Raw genomic sequence first — 15,965 nt, 5'->3', positions numbered from 1 at the left:
ATCATTCAAAAGTCATCCTTCCATGCCCGTAATTTGGCAAAAATATCGTTTTGATTCCAATACTTAAGCTCTGCATGTGCCGCAACTTGCTGCTGCACAGCTAAGTGGTCCGTTCGCATGAAGGGATTCGTCAGCAATTCAAGTGCCAGTATAGAAGGGACCGTTGGTAAATTTTTCTCTCGTAGGTCTGCGGTATTCGCCATTCTCTCGCGTAATTCGCTGTTGTCCGGCTCCACCGCGAGCGCAAAACGCAGATTGTTTAACGTGTACTCATGTGCGCAGTACACCGCAGTATTTGCAGGTAAAGCTTGGATTAGTCCAAGAGACTGCAACATTTGTTCCGGCGTACCCTCAAAAAGCCGACCGCAGCCACCAGCAAAAAGGGTGTCACCGCAGAATAGGGCAGGCGCAGAAGTGGCGCTGTCTATATAGTATGCAATATGGTCTAGAGTATGTCCTGGAACGGCGAATACGCTAAACGTGTAGTCGAACAGAGTGATTTTATCGCCGTGTTTGAGGCGCTGATTGATACTTTCGCATTGATTTTCTGGACCGTACACCGGAATATTGGGGAAGCGTTCACAGAGTAATTCGATACCATTTACGTGGTCGTAATGGTGATGGGTAATAATGATTGCCGACAGGGTTAAGCCATTTTTGTCTAGATGATTAAGCACCGGCGCGGCATCGCCAGGATCGACAATTATTGCCTCTCCGTCGCGTGCGACACACCAAATATAGTTGTCGCTAAAAGCAGATATGGGTGATATTGACAGCATAATCATTATTTTAATGTGGACAGCGAAGCATAAACATTCCTTTATCTTGCCGCAAGTGGCGAAACAGGAAAATCGTTAGGAAGAATTATGGCAAAATGGCGCACACAGCATTCACCAGAAGTCCTGTTACCGGCCCTCAGGCGATGGTTTCAAGGGCCGGTAGGACGAACCGTTTTGGCGGAGGAGCGGCCTTTAATCGCCGATGCGATAAGCGATTCATCGACCGCGAAGTACAACCTGTTAAACCTTAGCGTTATTCCCGAGCGCTGCCCAATTGCGAGCGATGTGTTCCAGCGACAGTTTTGTATCGGCGGTATGCAGCATTACGGTTTGAGCCAAGTCCTAGATGTTATCTGCGATTTTGAAAATTTACCGGTCGCGAGTGAGTCACAAGATGTGGTGGTCTTGCACCACCTTTTAGAGTTTGTCGACAACCCACATAAGGTACTGCGTGAGGTAGAGCGCGTCATTGTGCCCCACGGCAAAGTCGTGATTTGCGGCATAAATCCTTATTCACTATTAGCTGTGCGCGGATTGCTTGGCCGAGTGAAGCGCAGCCCCATGTGGCAAAACCACCGCTTGCCAATCCATCGTTTACAAGACTGGCTGTCACTTTTAGGGTTTGAAGTTAGTGTGGTCGATTACGGTTTCCATCGCCTGCCGGTAAGCAGCCCGAGTTACTTCATGTCGCATAAAACAGTGGCAAAAAACGTCCCTATGGGTGGTGTTTTCATCCTCAGCGCGACAAAATACCGCGCGCCCTTAAGCCCTTCGGCTCAAAACTTGGCGCGCCGGGCGAAGATACTTCGCCACCCCACAATGGCGGGCGCCACACGCACCATAAAATCACGAGCTGACTATGAGCAAAACCCAAGAGAAAGTTGAGATTTTTACCGACGGCGCTTGTCGCGGAAACCCCGGCCCAGGCGGCTGGGGCGCCTTAATGCGCTGCCAAGGCAAGGAGCGCAGTTTATTTGGGGGCGAGCCGGCGACGACAAACAATCGCATGGAATTAATGGCAGCGATTGAAGCCTTGCGCGCTTTAAAGCGGCCCTGCGAGGTTATATTGACCACTGACTCCCAATATGTGCGGCAAGGTATTACAGAGTGGATGGTCAATTGGAAGAAGCGCGGCTGGAAGACAGCGGCAAAACAGCCCGTTAAAAATGCGGATCTTTGGCAGCAGCTTGACGCTGCGACGCAGGGGCATCAGATTGACTGGCGCTGGGTAAAGGGGCACAGCGGCCACAGAGAAAATGAGATTGCGGACACCTTAGCCAATCGCGGTATCGATGAATTAGAGAAAGCCTAATGCGACAAATAGTACTCGACACAGAAACTACTGGCCTAGAGCATGCGTCCGGCCACCGTATTATTGAAATCGGTTGCGTAGAGCTGGTCAATCGCAAATTGACAGGTCGGCATTACCATCAATATATCAACCCAGATCGCGAGGTTGAGGCGGGCGCAATTGAAGTTCACGGCATCACGAATGAGATGCTAAAAGACAAGCCCCGTTTTGCCCAAATCGCCGACGAGTTTTTTGAGTTTATTAAGGGCGCTGAGCTGATTATTCACAATGCCCCCTTCGATGTTGGTTTTATCGACGCTGAGTTTGCCTTGCTCGGACGCAAAATACCCAAAGTAAGAGCCATTTGTGGGGTTATCGATACCCTTATTATGGCGCGGCAAAAGCATCCTGGGCAGCGCAATAGTCTCGATGCACTTTGCCAGCGCTACTATGTCGACAATTCGCAACGGGATTTACACGGTGCACTGCTAGACGCAGAAATCCTTGCCGATGTGTATCTAATGATGACTGGCGGTCAAACAGCGCTAGCATTGGCTGGGGATGATGGTTCCCAGCAGAATGAGGGCGGGGCGGCCAGTGAGCACCGGCGCTTAGACAGCTCACCGCGAAAATTAAGAGTCATTCGCGCCACTAGCGAAGAACTTTCCCAACATCAAAAGCAGTTGGCCGAAGTCGATAAGGCCAGCGGCGGGAATTGCCTCTGGCAGCGTACATCACAAGAATAAAATAGCGAATCAAACTCGTTAGTACATCGGGTAAGAATCACATAATTGCGGTTTATATCGAATAATAATGCTGTGCTTCATGCCTTTTTAGTGCTAAATAGTCTATAAATAACCGTTAGTTAAGACTGATTCTGAAAAAAATTGTAATGTGTTTGTGATACCCCCTGTTTTGGTGAGGTAGTAAACACGAAACAAAATTTTGCAGTTTATCAACGTCAGAGTGATATTTGATGGCAAGCCCAATGGGCTATAAGGATGCTGTGTGGGACTGAAAGTAGAAATTAATACCAGCTCATATGCCATGGTTGCGGATGAGTTAGGTAAGACATTGCAGCAGGCCACCAATGTTTTTGAAACATTCCTGTCTGAACGTCACAATTTATCACTGTTAGAACAATGCGAAGCAAACTTGCGCCAGGTAGGTGGAACACTACGCTTGTTGCAGATTCCCGGCGGGGCCTTGCTCGCGGACGAAATGCGGGCACTGTGTAGTGCCATTTTAAAAAGCACTGCTGCCGTTCCAGAAGGTCAACTCAATGCCCTCAGTACGGCGTTCTTTGTCCTGCCTAGATATTTAGAATTTGTGCAATCCAGGCAGTCCGAGATTCCAGATCTGGTGATTTCTCACGTCAACGAATTACGCGCCGCTCACAACCAACTATTGTTACCAGATAGCTACTTCGCCGACGCCGACGATTTTCTTTTCAGTCGCGACTCTAATCTTGGTTTGCGGGGCAAGTCGCTCGCTGAGGCTGAGTTTATTGCAGGCTTAAAACGAGCCAGTCATCTCTATCAAAGCGGCCTATTAGGCTTGTTAAAAGACGCACATAGTCCGATGCAGCTCGTCATTATGTCAAGGGCAGTCAGGCGTTTGCGCAGCAGTTTAGAGCCGGGGCCACAGCAGCGGTTTTGGCTGCTAGCAGATGCGGTTTTAGACGCCTTTGTTAATCAAGGGCTGGAGTTAAATCCCTACCGCAAACGTGTTCTAGCCAGCCTGGAAGGGCAAATGCGGGCGCGCTTGAAAAATCGACTGGTGCTCAATGAAGTGCTTGAGCGCGAGCTCGTTTTTCTACTTTGTGTCAGCGCTTACCGCGATGGTTTTGTCGGCAAAGTTATGAAAGCAGCGAAACTTCAGGCAGCGGAGATTGATGACGGCCAGCTCAAAAATTTGCGCGGTATCATGCTCGGCCTGAGTTACGACACTGTGTCCTCGGTGATTCATGAATTGCGGACGGAATTGCGGCATGCCAAAGATGTATTGGAGTTACTTGCCCAGCACCAGCGCAGTGAAAGTGAAGAATTATTGCCGCTGACTTCAGTCCTAAAGCAAAGCGCCGACATTCTAGCTGTGCTTAATTTACCAGCCCTTGCGGGCACGCTTACCAGTCACGCTGACGCCCTGCATCAATTAGTGGGGTGTGATTTGAGTAAGGAGCGCGGCCGACTTGAAGACCTGGCAGACACCCTTCTATTTATAGATGGCAGTCTGGCGCAAATTGATCGCCGTAAATTAAACTATGAAGACCTGGGCGAAATTTCGCTTGAGCGCCGTGATGCCATCAGCGCCGATAACCAAGTTAGCGAAGCCCGTAGTATCGTCATTGAAGAATCTAAAGCGGCAATTGGCCTAGTGAAAAGAGCTATTTCGGCCTATATAGACTCAGGTTTTGATAATACACATATCGCCAACCTACCTCAGTTGCTCGATTCAGTGCGCGGCGCGTTTCAAATGATAAATGCCAACAAACTCCCGGCTGTGACACTAGGGGCAACTGAGTTCATGCGTCGTTTCGTTAACCGAGAGGCGGTAAATCCAGCTACAGATGTGCAAGCGCTAGAAACTCTGGCGGACGCCATGATCAGTATCGAATACTATCTCAACGAACTAGGTCGCCGTCATATCGCCGACGAGCGTATCCTACTAGTGGCAGAAGACAGTATCGCAACGCTACAGGCTTTCAATTAAATATATGGATACGTTTGTCGGATTAGATCAAGCCTTGCTCATCATCTGTGGTGTGGGCGTATTGCTGTGTTTCTTGGCGTTTATAAGGCTTCGCCGCCACGTGTTTACTGGTCTCATTGCAGTACTGTTATCGCTAAGCTTTACCGGTGCAGCGGTAGTCATTACCAAAGACGTATACAGCTATCGCCATTTAGCAGACGAACAACTTGTCGCCAGGATCTTTGTCGCGGGTAAAGCTAAGCAACAATATATAGTCAGCGTTGACACTGTTAACGAGGACCCCTTACAGACGTTTCTGATCATGGGCGATCAGTGGCAATTAGACAGCAGGGTGATTCGTTGGAAGCTGCCAATCGCGCGCCTTGGTTTTGATAATTTATATCGATTAGAGCGCCTTTCCGGTCGCTACCAAAGCATTGAAGAAGAGCGCAATATGGCGCGCACTATCTACCTTATCAGCCTTTCCGAACCTGTGGATATTTGGGCCTGGTTGCACAGCAACAGCTACTTAAATAAGTGGGTTGAAGCTGATTACGGCAACGCCGTTTTCGCGCCGATGGTAGATGGCGCTCAATTCAACGTTTATTTAGGCCGCGATGGCTTGTTTATTCGGGCGGGAAACCCCATCGCAGTCAAGGCCTTAGGCAATTGGCCAACTTGACTTAAACCACATCCACATACCACTATGTGGCACTTTTTACCTCTGGGAGTACGTAGTTGGAATTCTTACTGGAATACGGCTTATTTTTGGCCAAGTCGGTCACTGTTGTCATCGCCGTTATTGTTATCGTTAGTGCTATTGCAGTCGCAAGTCAGCGAAATAAGCGTGAAAGCAGTGACGGTCATATAGAAGTCACCACCTTAAACCACAAGTTTGAGGATTGGGAAGACATGCTAAAGTTTGAAATACTAGACGAAGCCGATTTTAAAAAAGATCGTAAGGCAAAGAAAAAGCAAGAAAAGCAAGATCGCAAGAAGGGCAGTGACGAAACCCGTAAACGCCTTTTCGTGTTGGATTTTGACGGTGATATGAGCGCCTCCGACGTAGAATTTCTGCGGCATGAAATATCCGCAGTTCTAACTGTCGCCAAACCTGAAGACGAAGTATTGCTGCGCTTGGAAAGCCCCGGAGGCATGGTTCATAGTTACGGTCTCGCCTCATCGCAATTACAGCGAATTAGAAGTCACGGAATTCCCCTCACCATTTCTATCGATCGCGTGGCCGCTAGTGGCGGTTATATGATGGCGTGTATCGGCAGTCGTATTCTCGCTGCGCCTTTTGCCGTGATCGGCTCCATTGGCGTGGTAGCTCAACTGCCTAATTTTAATCGCCTGTTAAAAAAGCATGATGTCGACATTGAGCTTCACACGGCGGGTGCGCACAAACGAACCTTGACCATGGTCGGTGAAAACACCGACGAAGGCCGGCAGAAATTTAAAGAAGAGTTAGAAGACACCCATGTACTGTTTAAAGAGTTTGTGAGCGAGAACCGACCGCAGCTCGATATCGACCATATCGCGACGGGTGAAGTTTGGTATGGAACGCGTGCATTGGATCAAAAGCTTATCGATGAAGTGCGTACCAGTGATGATTATTTGCTGAGTAAACGTCTTGATACCGACCTGTATTCCGTTAAATATCGTCAAAAACGGAGCTTGCCAGAGCGCTTGGGTTTTGCGGCGGAAACGGCAGTAAACCGCGGCGTTAGCAATTTATTAGGTAAATTGACGCAAAATCGGTACTGGGGATAATTGCTGACGAGCGACTGATTCACTGTCGCTTTGATTCAAAAAAGACAAAAGCATCGATAGTAAGTAGCGTGCGGAATGGGTAGAGATTTAAGAGCGATAAATGTTGATTAAACCGTACCAAGCCCGCGTCGCCAAGCGCGAAGTAATTAAGTTAAAACAAAAACAGCGGGGTATTAAACGCTGGGAGTTGATGCTTGTTCTACTTATCTCTGTCGCAATTGCTATCGGTGTTGGCGTTATCGTAAAAAAGCGCATTGGTTCAGCAATGGTTGAGCAAGTTGAGAGCGATTTTCGTCGAATCTCAGTTGCCTTGCACCAATATAAACTCGATAACAAGCGCTATCCGACCACCGAGCAAAATCTATTGGCGCTTTTTGAAAGGCCGCAAATCAAGCCCCTAGCTCACTTCTGGAAGGGTCCGTATATAAACCGCGAAACCCTCATCCATGATCCGTGGAAAAATGCCTATCTTTACGAGAGTTCAGATGCGCCGCCAGCTTTTGAATTAACCACTCTGGGCGCTGACGGCCAGCTGGGCGGAGAAAATTTAAATACTGATATGTCGATGCGGTTTCAAAGTGATGAAGGTTACTTCGAATAAGGGGCGGGCGCTTGAAAAGAGCAATAAAAAGGGCCCGAGTGGCCTTTTTTATTGCGTAGATTGCTATCTCGTATCTAGTTAAACTTTTCTTTCCTTACCGCTAGCAGCCCGTTTTTTATCATCAGCCTGGACGTACACCGTATCTGTTGTGGACATACTGGCATGACCAAGATCCTCTGATACATCTTTTAGCGCACGACCGCGTTCAATCTCTAAACTGGCGCCGGTATGACGCAGCCAGTGTGACGTCGCTTCTTTAAAGTTACTGGCATTTTCTTCGCCATAACGGGCTTTCATTCTCTCGTAAGCCATATCAAATACTTCTTGCACCAATCTTGATAATTGTCGCGCTGTCATCCCGCCACGGCCGCGGATTTTTTCAATAATAGGGTGGTTTTCACCGGCAACAGGGAGTTTATTTAGGCCTCGATAGAGTCGGTATCGGCTTAAATAGCTAAGAAAGCTCGGCGGCACCGTAATATCTCGGACTTTTCGGCCCTTACCATAGATCTTCAACCACCAATTATTGTCATTATCCTTCCAAAAGTGACTCATGGTGGGCGACCATTCTGCGCGATCTGAGTACTCAGAAATGCGGAGAAAAAGGGTTTTTAATGATGCAATGAGAAACAGGCTTCGCTCATATCGCGAGTCGTCATCGGCCATGGTATGAGCAACTTCCAGCAGGAAATTCCACTGGTCTCCTGTTAAGCGTTTTACGTCCTTGACCTGCGCATCTTTGATCAAATATCGACAGTCCTTCTTGGCTAATTGGACAGGGTTGCCGTAGCAGTATTCTTCATCAGTTAGATGTTTATAGAAGGCATTAATCGCGGTAAACGTCGCTTGTAAGGTTTCTTGCGAGGGACGGTATTTTTTCTTGTCTGGCGTTGATGTATCGCCTTTGGCAGTCATCAACCGGAATGGCGCCCATTCAGCGTTACTTGTGTAAAGGCCGCCTTTAATAAGAAATTTCTCAACATTCGATAAACATATCCACGTTAATGGCGGTCGCCAGCAGAAATCTGCATATTCTAAAATATCGGCTTTTCGGTATTGGTCGATTGGCTTATTTTTGATGAGAAATGCCCAGAGCAGAAATTTCTCGACTTCAGAACGAAATCGCGTGTATGTGTGTTCTGATTTGTTGCGGCCAATATAAGATAGAAATTCTTGGCCCCATAGCCACGCTTTAGATTTCCATTGATCGGTATCGGCTAACACGGCGGCGATGTCGGGAAACTCTTCAAGCCGTACATCTTTGAGGTCTTTGTATGTCGGGTACAGCGGGACAGGTTTAGGAATGGCCATGGATTTTCCTGATATTTACAGATAAGTGTATATAATCGGCTATCAGCATTCTAGCACCCCGCACGCCCTATTTCCAATACGTCACCGTATCGGATATGTTATAGCTATGACCTCCTCATGGTAATTCTAAAAAGCCATCTGAAATGAACGTCTTGCAGCTCAAGCAGGGAAAGAATAAAATCATCGAATGAAAAAGCGCCTCACCTACATACTTATCCTTTCGCTGATGCTGTTTACTACATCGGGCTGGGGCAGCGTATTGCAGGCCGCCTATTGTGATCCAACAACGTCCGTTGCGGCTGAACACATGACGCCGAACATGCAAGCCAGCGATATGCAGGCTGATTGCGATTCACCAGCAAACTGTTGTTGTGTGGATAGCAATAATAGCTGTGAAAACATCGATTGTGGCATTGGTGGACTAACAGCAAGTTTTCTACCACCCCTCCCTATCGCTGCACTTGAAAAAAAACCAACGACGCAGACAATCACCCTCCCGCCGCCACCCAATCCAGCGTTTCAGCGCGTACTGCTCAGACCCCCAAAATTTTCATAATTTACTAGTAGGCACCGGATAACGGTGCGTGGCTTGGCCTATTTATAGCGCCAAGCAAAAGGTATTTTATGAGGATTGATTATGTTCGCCCAACATTGGTGGTGTATCGCCGCCCTGGCCCGACGTTTTGTTGTTGCGGTCGTCGCCGTGTTGTCCCTGATTTCTGCCCCAGCACTGTATGCAGCTGAGGAATACACCCGCTCGGTAACGCTGTCATCGTCATCGGGGGCAGTAATGTCTGCCCAGGCGCTCGTTGACGAAGCGCTGCGTGCCAACCCTGGAATAACTGCCCTTGAAGCTGCGATTCAAGGGGCTGAAGCACGAATCGTTCAGTCTACTGCCTTGCCCGACCCACAGCTGCTTACTGCGGTTGCCCCCGACACCATCGGCGGTTACAACTCGCCGAACGGGCGCGGCAGCAATGTTCGAGTGGAATTAACGCAAACGCTTCCATGGCTGGGAAAGCTTCGTTTGCGCGGCGACGCTGCGACTAAAACAGCGGAGGCGGAGCGTGGTAATCTCGCGCTGCGGCGGCTAGAGCTACGTACAGTGGCGCTCAGCTACTATGCGCAGTGGAACTACATTCATCAGGCCATTACCATTAATGAGCGCAATAGCACCTTAGTTGATGAACTTCGTCGCGTGGCAGAAGCGCGTTACGCCGCGGGGATAACCAATCAACCAGACGTGCTGCTCGCAGAGGTAGAGCTTCAGCATATTCGTCACCGAAGTGTTCAATTGCGACGGCAAATGGCGACCCTGCGTGCGCAAATAAACACCTTGCTCAATCGCAGTACAACCGCCGACATTGCGCTTTCAAACGCTCTCCCCCCGCCAACGGCAATCCCTGATTTCGATACGCTTCGGCTTATCGCCCTGAGTCAGCACCCAGGTCTAGCAGCTGCCAAGCAACAAATAGCAGCAAGTCGCGACAGGGAAAAACTGGCCGATAAAGATTTCTATCCAGATTTTAAATTATTCACTGGCTATAACAGCCTTTGGGATGAAACGGCCAAACGCTGGGTAGTCGGTATTGGTATTAACTTACCACTAGGGCGGGATAAATATCGCGCGGCTAGGGATGAGTCCCGGGCGAACACCGTTGGCCGGCAATCTGAATTAGATGAGCTGCGCTCGCAGGTGCTGGGAGATTTAGAAGAAGCCCGTGTCCTCGTCAACGAAGCACTGCATACCATAGCCCTCTATGAGCACGATTTATTACCGAGAACAGCCGAGAATCTTAGCGCGACGCGGGCTGCCTATGGCGCAGGCGGCGGCCGTTTTAGTGAATTGATAAGCGCCGAGCAAGTTCATCTTGATGCCGAATTGAGCTTAGAGCGTGCTCGCGCTGATTACCTAATTGCAAAAGCCGCACTTGAGAACGCGCTCGGCGGACCGTTGGCCTTACCCAAAACTAGCCAGCATCACGCCAACATGGCGACGAGTCAAAATAGCGCTACCGCAAAAATCAAACCAAATACCACCTCGGAGCACGCCCAATGAAACAGCGATTGCTTGTCAGTATCATTATTATTTTAGCCGTGATTTTAAGCTATTTTAGCTATGTCTATCGTTCATCTACCAATGCCTTCACTCAGCAAATGAGTGATGCAAAGGAATATCGCACGGACGATTATCGCATCGCCATTGCATTCGAAGATGGCGTTCCCGCAGTGGGTAACAACACGGCCATTTTGCAATTGCGAGACGCCAAGGGAAATGCTGTTTCGGAGGCTAAAATTCGCGGGCAGGCAGAGATGGCCGCAATGGGCAGCATGCCATCAATGCGGGCTCCCGTGATATTTAATGAGATTTCCCCAGGCTTTTACACTGCCGAATTCGACCTCGCTATGCGCGGTGAATGGCCATTAAAATTACAGATCAGCAAAGACAATACGTCAGCCGATCTCAGTTTTGATATGGCGACTGGACGCTCAAGCCTCACAATCAGTGGCGGCGGAGTATCAATGGCTAGTGAAATGCCCGTCAACGACAACCAAGCCACATTTCCCTCTACGCCAGGTGTCGACCTTAGTTCAAATAAGCAAGGTTTCTATACCGTTGGCAAATACCTTATCAAAGTGGCGTTATTAGAAAATGCCAAACTCCGCCAAGGTGATAATCCGCTGATCATTACTGTGCAGGACAGCCAGAATAATGCGCTGAACAATATTGATATTCGCCTGCTAGTCACGCAGTCGATGACAAACCCCGGTGCCGAGGACACTCCAGCGCAAGACAATGCCGCCCTTGTGACGTTACTGCCAAGTACGGATGGCCGTTACCGCGGCACTATTGTCCTGCCACAAGCAGGGGATTACGACTTTGCTATCGACGTATCCAGTGAATTACTGGGCCACGGTGATTTAATTCTGACCGGTCAAACTGGCAGCAGTGAGTTACATGCTGCAACAGCAACACCTGCGGGAATTTCGCATTACACCTGTTCAATGCACACTCAGTTCGCGCGGCCGCCCCGGGATCTTGCCCTATCTGCGGCATGGATTTAGTGCCGGTCAGCAAACAACAAACGCAGTCTGGAGTCATTAGTATTGATGCTCGCAGAAGACAATTAATCGGCGTAAAAACGGCGACAGCAGAATATCGAGAGCTCAGTAAATCGATCACGGCGGTGGGACGTATTGCCTACGACCAGCACAGTGCTAGCGAAATAAATTTAAAATTCGATACCTGGATTGGTGAGTTAAAAGCCGATTTTATTGGCGCCCGTGTCAAGCGTGGCCAAGTACTGTTTACGGTTTACAGTCCAGAACTGCTATCAGCACAACAAGAATATTTAGAAACTCGAGGTCGATTAGCAAGTCGTGGATCAGACGACAGCTTGCTAAAGGCCGCCCGCTCCCGCTTAAGTCTATGGAATATTTCAAGTGCTGACATACGCGCACTAGAACAGCGCGGTAGGCCAATCGAGTTTCTGCCAATTTACGCCGAGAAAAATGGCGTCGTGGTGAATAAATCCATCGTGAGTGGCAGTTATGCAAAAGCGGGCAGTACGCTGCTGCAATTGGCTGATCTCTCGACTGTTTGGGTTGAGGCGGAGGTCTATGAAGCGGATTTGTCGTTACTGGAAAAGGGGATGTCTGCGACTGTTAACATGCGAAACCTCAGTGAGCGAGAGTACCCCGCAAAAATCGATTACATTTACCCAAGCGTCAACCCCCTCACCCGCACCACTCGCATTCGTTTAGTTCTCGACAACAGCGATGGCGAGCTCAGGCCGGATATGTACGCTCAGGTTCACTTCAACAAGGAATTAGGTAAACGCCTTTGGGTACCCGAAGAGGGAGTCATGATTGCGGGAGAAACTCGTGTTGTCTTTGTGGATTTAGGTAGCGAGGGGAAAATAAAACCCGTTTTAGTCAACACTGGCCAAAGAACAAAAGGCTGGATAGAAATTACAGAGGGCTTATCCGGCGGTGAACAGGTAATCACGTCTGGTAATTTCTTAATTGCCGCCGAAGCGAAACTGAAAACGGGGATTGCGCAATGGTAAACCCCCAAAGTAAGCATCCGCAGGGTTTTCTTGCGTCGCTAATTAGCTTTTGTGCCCGTAACTGGCTACTCACAATACTGCTGTGTGTGGGAGCATCACTCTGGGGTTGGCGCTCTCTCATGGCCGCGCCGCTCGACGCCATTCCCGATATGTCAGACACCCAAGTCATTGTTTTTACCGACTGGCCGGGGCGCAGTCCCGATTTAATGGAAGATCAAATCACCTACCCGTTAAGCACTACCCTACTCGCAGCACCTGAAGTGAAATTTGTGCGTGGCCAAAGCTTTATGGGGCTGTCGTTTGTCTACGTCATCTTTGAAGATGGCACCGATATTTATTGGGCGCGTTCGCGCGTATTGGAGTACCTCAATAGTGCCAGTGCCGATTTGCCAGACGGCGTTACCCCGACCTTAGGGCCGGATGCGACTGGGGTTGGCTGGGTCTATCAATATGCCCTTAGTGACAAAACGGGGAACACTAGCCTCTCGGAATTGCGCAGTCTGCAAGACTTCAATTTACGCTATGCGTTGGAGGCAGTACAAGGTGTTGCGGAAGTGGCATCCGTTGGCGGATATGAAAAAGAATATCAGGTTAATATCGACCCTGACCGTTTGGCCGCCTATAACATTCCGCTACAAAACGTCGCCGCTGCACTACGACGCTCAAATAATGATGTGGGTGGCAGGGTTCTGGAGATTTCAGGCCACGAACATTTTATTCGCGGTAGAGGCTACATCACCTCAACGGCAGATCTAGAAGGCGTCGTTCTTAGCACTACCGGCGATGGTATTCCTGTAAAGGTGTCTGACATTGCGACCGTGTCACTAGGACCCGCAATGCAGCGCGGCAGTGCCGAGCTTAATGGCGAAGGCTTAGCCGTCGGCGGCATCGTGGTCATGCGCTTTGGCGAAAATGCCTTAGACGTCATAAATCGAGTTAAAGCTCGCTTGGATGAGGTTAAGACATCTTTGCCTGATGGAGTTGAAATTATCCCCGTGTATGACCGCTCCGGCCTGATTGAACGGTCTATCGATACCTTAAGCCGAACCCTGAGTGAAGAGATCCTCATAGTCTCGCTCGTTATTATTGTATTTTTGCTGCATCTGCGTTCGGCGCTAGTCGCTATCATCACCCTGCCTATCGCCATATTATTAGCGTTTATTCCTATGTATTACCAAGGATTAACTGCCAATATCATGTCACTCGGCGGAATTGCGGTTGCCATTGGCGCGATGGTCGATGCGGCGATCGCCATTGTAGAAAACATACACCGCCGTCTCGCGCTGTGGCGAGAGCAAACTGATAGCTCGCAGAACCGCACAGACGTCATTATTGCCGCGATGCAAGAAGTGGGGCCATCCATTTTCTTCGCATTACTAATTATTGCCGTGTCATTTTTGCCGGTGTTTGCCCTTGAAGGCAGTGAAGGACGGCTTTTTAAACCCTTGGCTTACACCAAAACCTACTCCATGTTTTTTGCAGCCCTGCTGTCCGTTACTCTGATACCCGCTCTAGCAGTTTTACTTATTCGCGGGCGTATTCGCGGCGAATACAGTTGGTTAAATCGCAGTTTGATTGCGCTATATGCGCCCGTGGTACGCTGGGTGGTAGATAGGCGCTGGCTGGTGGTGGGTGTCAGTGTTCTTGTGCTGCTGTCCGCGATCATCCCCTTCCGTGGACTTGGCAGTGAATTTATGCCGCCATTGAATGAGGGTAGTATTTTGTATATGCCCACAGCCCTACCCGGAATGTCGATCAGTGAAGCTCAAAAGACGCTCCACACAATGAACCGGGAACTAATGACCTTCCCGGAAGTAAAAACGGTGTTTGGAAAAGTGGGGCGTTCAACGAGTGCTACTGACTCCGCACCACTATCGATGATTGAAACCAATATCACCCTCAAGCCGAAAAGCGAATGGCGCGAAGGAATGGATTGGGATAGCTTAATCGCCGAGATGGATCAAAAGTTACGCTTCCCCGGCATGCCCAATATTTGGTGGATGCCCATTCAGACACGGACACAAATGCTCGCTACGGGGATTCGCTCGGCATTGGGCATAAAAGTGTTTGGGCCGGATCTCGCGACGATTGAAAGCACCGCGACCGCGATCGAACGTGCACTTCAAAGTGATAGTCGTACCACTGCCTTTACGCGAAGCGCATTTGCCGAGCGCACCACGGGTGGCTACTTCTTAGATTTTGATATTGACCGAGACGCTGCGTCGAGATATGGATTGAATGTTGCTGATATTCAAGATGTTATTGAGATGGCCATCGGCGGTAAAGTAGTCTCTCAGACAGTTGAAGGACGTGAGCGATACAATATTTTAATGCGCTATAACCGTGACTATCGCGACTCGATAGCAGCTATAGAACGTACTTACGTCACTACCAGCCATGGCGGCCAAATCCCGATAAGCCAAGTCGCGACGTTACAGTATCGCAAAGGCCCGCCAATGATTCGCAATGAAGACGGCCAGTTAGTCGGCTTTGTTTTTGTCGACGTTGCCGACAATATCGGCATTCCGGACTACGTCGCGTTAGCCAAAAAAGTGGTCGCTGAAAATGTCGACATCCCCACTGGTTATCGCCTCGCCTGGGCTGGGCAGTTCGAAAATTACGAGCGTGCAAAATCGCGTCTAGAAATTCTCGTACCGATGACCCTAGGGCTGATTTTTATGATGCTGTACTTTCATCGAAAATCGCTAGTCGAAACGCTCATTGTCATGCTCGCGCTGCCTTTTTCTCTGGTTGGTAGCTTGTGGTTTTTGTGGATGCTCGAATACAAGATATCAGTCGCCGTGGCCGTGGGTATGATCGCCGTGGCAGGTTTAGCGGTAGAGCTTGGTCTACTGATGATGCTGTATTTAGATATATCTTGGCGACAACGTCGTGATGACGGCCTACTCAACTCCTTTAATGACCTTACTGAGGCAGTAGTCGACGGTGCAGCCAAACGACTACGCCCAAAATTAATGACTGGACTCGCATTAATTTTGGGCTTAGTACCGATCATGCTAAGTAATGGCAGCGGCGCCGATCTAATGAAACGGGTCGCTGCGCCAATGCTGGGTGGGGTTGTGACCTCGCTCATTATGGTTCTAGTGGTGTTTCCGGCATTGTTCGTGATCTGGAAGCAACGCTCTAAAAAAGTAGTACCGGCAATCAAATCCTCATAAAACTACTGCTTAACGCTGGCCGGGGAGCTAAGGCTACCCGGCATTATTATAAATTCGCAGCAAGTCTCCCTCCGATATATAGCGCCGTATTACAATGGAGCCTAGGTGAATCTCAATTTACAGTCGGCCAGCGTAATTGAATTGGAGTGAGTTTCAAATATTCAGGTTTGCTGATCCATTAGAATTATTCTGGAAAAGGTGCATGCTAGCGTATAGATAAATTTAGGCTGACTTTTCCTTAACGACTTTATATAAGATATCAAAGCGAAA

Annotated in this window: 14 protein-coding genes; 12 read left to right on the top strand and 2 right to left on the bottom strand. The window is 49.1% G+C overall.

The window, feature by feature from the left end; genetic code table 11:
- Window positions 1-5: 5 nt before the first annotated feature.
- A complete protein-coding gene (gloB, locus tag AAC007_RS02415) occupies window positions 6-779 on the bottom strand; it encodes a hydroxyacylglutathione hydrolase (protein WP_339674486.1) in 774 nt (257 codons plus the stop codon).
- An 87-nt stretch (window positions 780-866) separates the two neighbouring features.
- Here gloB and AAC007_RS02410 point away from each other — a divergent pair, with 87 nt between their 5' ends.
- The 7 genes from AAC007_RS02410 (at window position 867) to gspG (ending at window position 7,135) form a co-directional block, all read left to right on the top strand.
- A complete protein-coding gene (locus AAC007_RS02410) occupies window positions 867-1,664 on the top strand; it encodes a class I SAM-dependent methyltransferase (RefSeq protein ID WP_295877650.1) in 798 nt (265 codons plus the stop codon).
- On the top strand, window positions 1,639-2,091 hold the full coding sequence (rnhA, locus tag AAC007_RS02405; RefSeq protein ID WP_219041437.1) for a ribonuclease HI: 453 nt from the start codon (window positions 1,639-1,641) through the stop codon (window positions 2,089-2,091). The genes AAC007_RS02410 and rnhA overlap by 26 nt, the downstream gene beginning before the upstream one ends.
- Entirely contained in the window at window positions 2,091-2,816 is a 726-nt protein-coding gene (dnaQ, locus tag AAC007_RS02400; protein ID WP_295877652.1) for a DNA polymerase III subunit epsilon, read from the top strand. The genes rnhA and dnaQ overlap by 1 nt, the downstream gene beginning before the upstream one ends.
- 262 nt (window positions 2,817-3,078) lie before the next feature.
- Entirely contained in the window at window positions 3,079-4,782 is a 1,704-nt protein-coding gene (locus tag AAC007_RS02395) for a hypothetical protein (RefSeq protein WP_295877653.1), read from the top strand.
- Window positions 4,783-4,786: 4 nt separating this feature from the next.
- A complete protein-coding gene (locus AAC007_RS02390) occupies window positions 4,787-5,443 on the top strand; it encodes a hypothetical protein (RefSeq protein WP_295877654.1) in 657 nt (218 codons plus the stop codon).
- Window positions 5,444-5,499: 56 nt separating this feature from the next.
- Window positions 5,500-6,534 (top strand): protease SohB, encoded by a 1,035-nt coding sequence (gene sohB, locus AAC007_RS02385; RefSeq protein WP_339674483.1) that lies wholly within the window; start codon window positions 5,500-5,502, stop codon window positions 6,532-6,534.
- Between the two features lie 100 nt (window positions 6,535-6,634).
- Window positions 6,635-7,135, top strand: coding sequence for a type II secretion system major pseudopilin GspG (gene gspG, locus AAC007_RS02380; protein ID WP_339674481.1), 501 nt, complete (start codon window positions 6,635-6,637; stop codon window positions 7,133-7,135).
- Window positions 7,136-7,213: 78 nt separating this feature from the next.
- Here gspG and AAC007_RS02375 read toward each other — a convergent pair whose 3' ends face one another.
- A complete protein-coding gene (locus AAC007_RS02375) occupies window positions 7,214-8,446 on the bottom strand; it encodes a site-specific integrase (protein ID WP_339674479.1) in 1,233 nt (410 codons plus the stop codon).
- 187 nt (window positions 8,447-8,633) lie between these two features.
- Between AAC007_RS02375 and AAC007_RS02370 the strand changes: the two genes are divergently transcribed.
- The 5 genes from AAC007_RS02370 (at window position 8,634) to AAC007_RS02350 (ending at window position 15,695) form a co-directional block, all read left to right on the top strand.
- On the top strand, window positions 8,634-9,002 hold the full coding sequence (locus tag AAC007_RS02370) for a hypothetical protein (protein WP_296434163.1): 369 nt from the start codon (window positions 8,634-8,636) through the stop codon (window positions 9,000-9,002).
- 81 nt (window positions 9,003-9,083) lie between these two features.
- Entirely contained in the window at window positions 9,084-10,505 is a 1,422-nt protein-coding gene (locus tag AAC007_RS02365; RefSeq protein WP_296434162.1) for a TolC family protein, read from the top strand.
- Complete coding sequence (locus AAC007_RS02360) at window positions 10,502-11,512, top strand: FixH family protein (RefSeq protein WP_296434161.1); 1,011 nt, start codon at window positions 10,502-10,504, stop codon at window positions 11,510-11,512. The genes AAC007_RS02365 and AAC007_RS02360 overlap by 4 nt, the downstream gene beginning before the upstream one ends.
- On the top strand, window positions 11,512-12,516 hold the full coding sequence (locus AAC007_RS02355; RefSeq protein ID WP_296434160.1) for an efflux RND transporter periplasmic adaptor subunit: 1,005 nt from the start codon (window positions 11,512-11,514) through the stop codon (window positions 12,514-12,516). The genes AAC007_RS02360 and AAC007_RS02355 overlap by 1 nt, the downstream gene beginning before the upstream one ends.
- Window positions 12,510-15,695 (top strand): CusA/CzcA family heavy metal efflux RND transporter, encoded by a 3,186-nt coding sequence (locus tag AAC007_RS02350; protein WP_339674474.1) that lies wholly within the window; start codon window positions 12,510-12,512, stop codon window positions 15,693-15,695. Before AAC007_RS02355 ends, AAC007_RS02350 begins: the two co-directional genes overlap by 7 nt.
- Window positions 15,696-15,965 lie beyond the last annotated feature (270 nt).

Source organism: uncultured Zhongshania sp. (genome assembly GCF_963975605.1).
Classification (GTDB): Bacteria; Pseudomonadota; Gammaproteobacteria; order Pseudomonadales; family Spongiibacteraceae; genus Spongiibacter; species Spongiibacter aquimaris.
The sequence above is the reverse complement of the archived record's forward strand: the minus strand, read 5'-3'. Positions and strand labels throughout refer to the sequence as shown.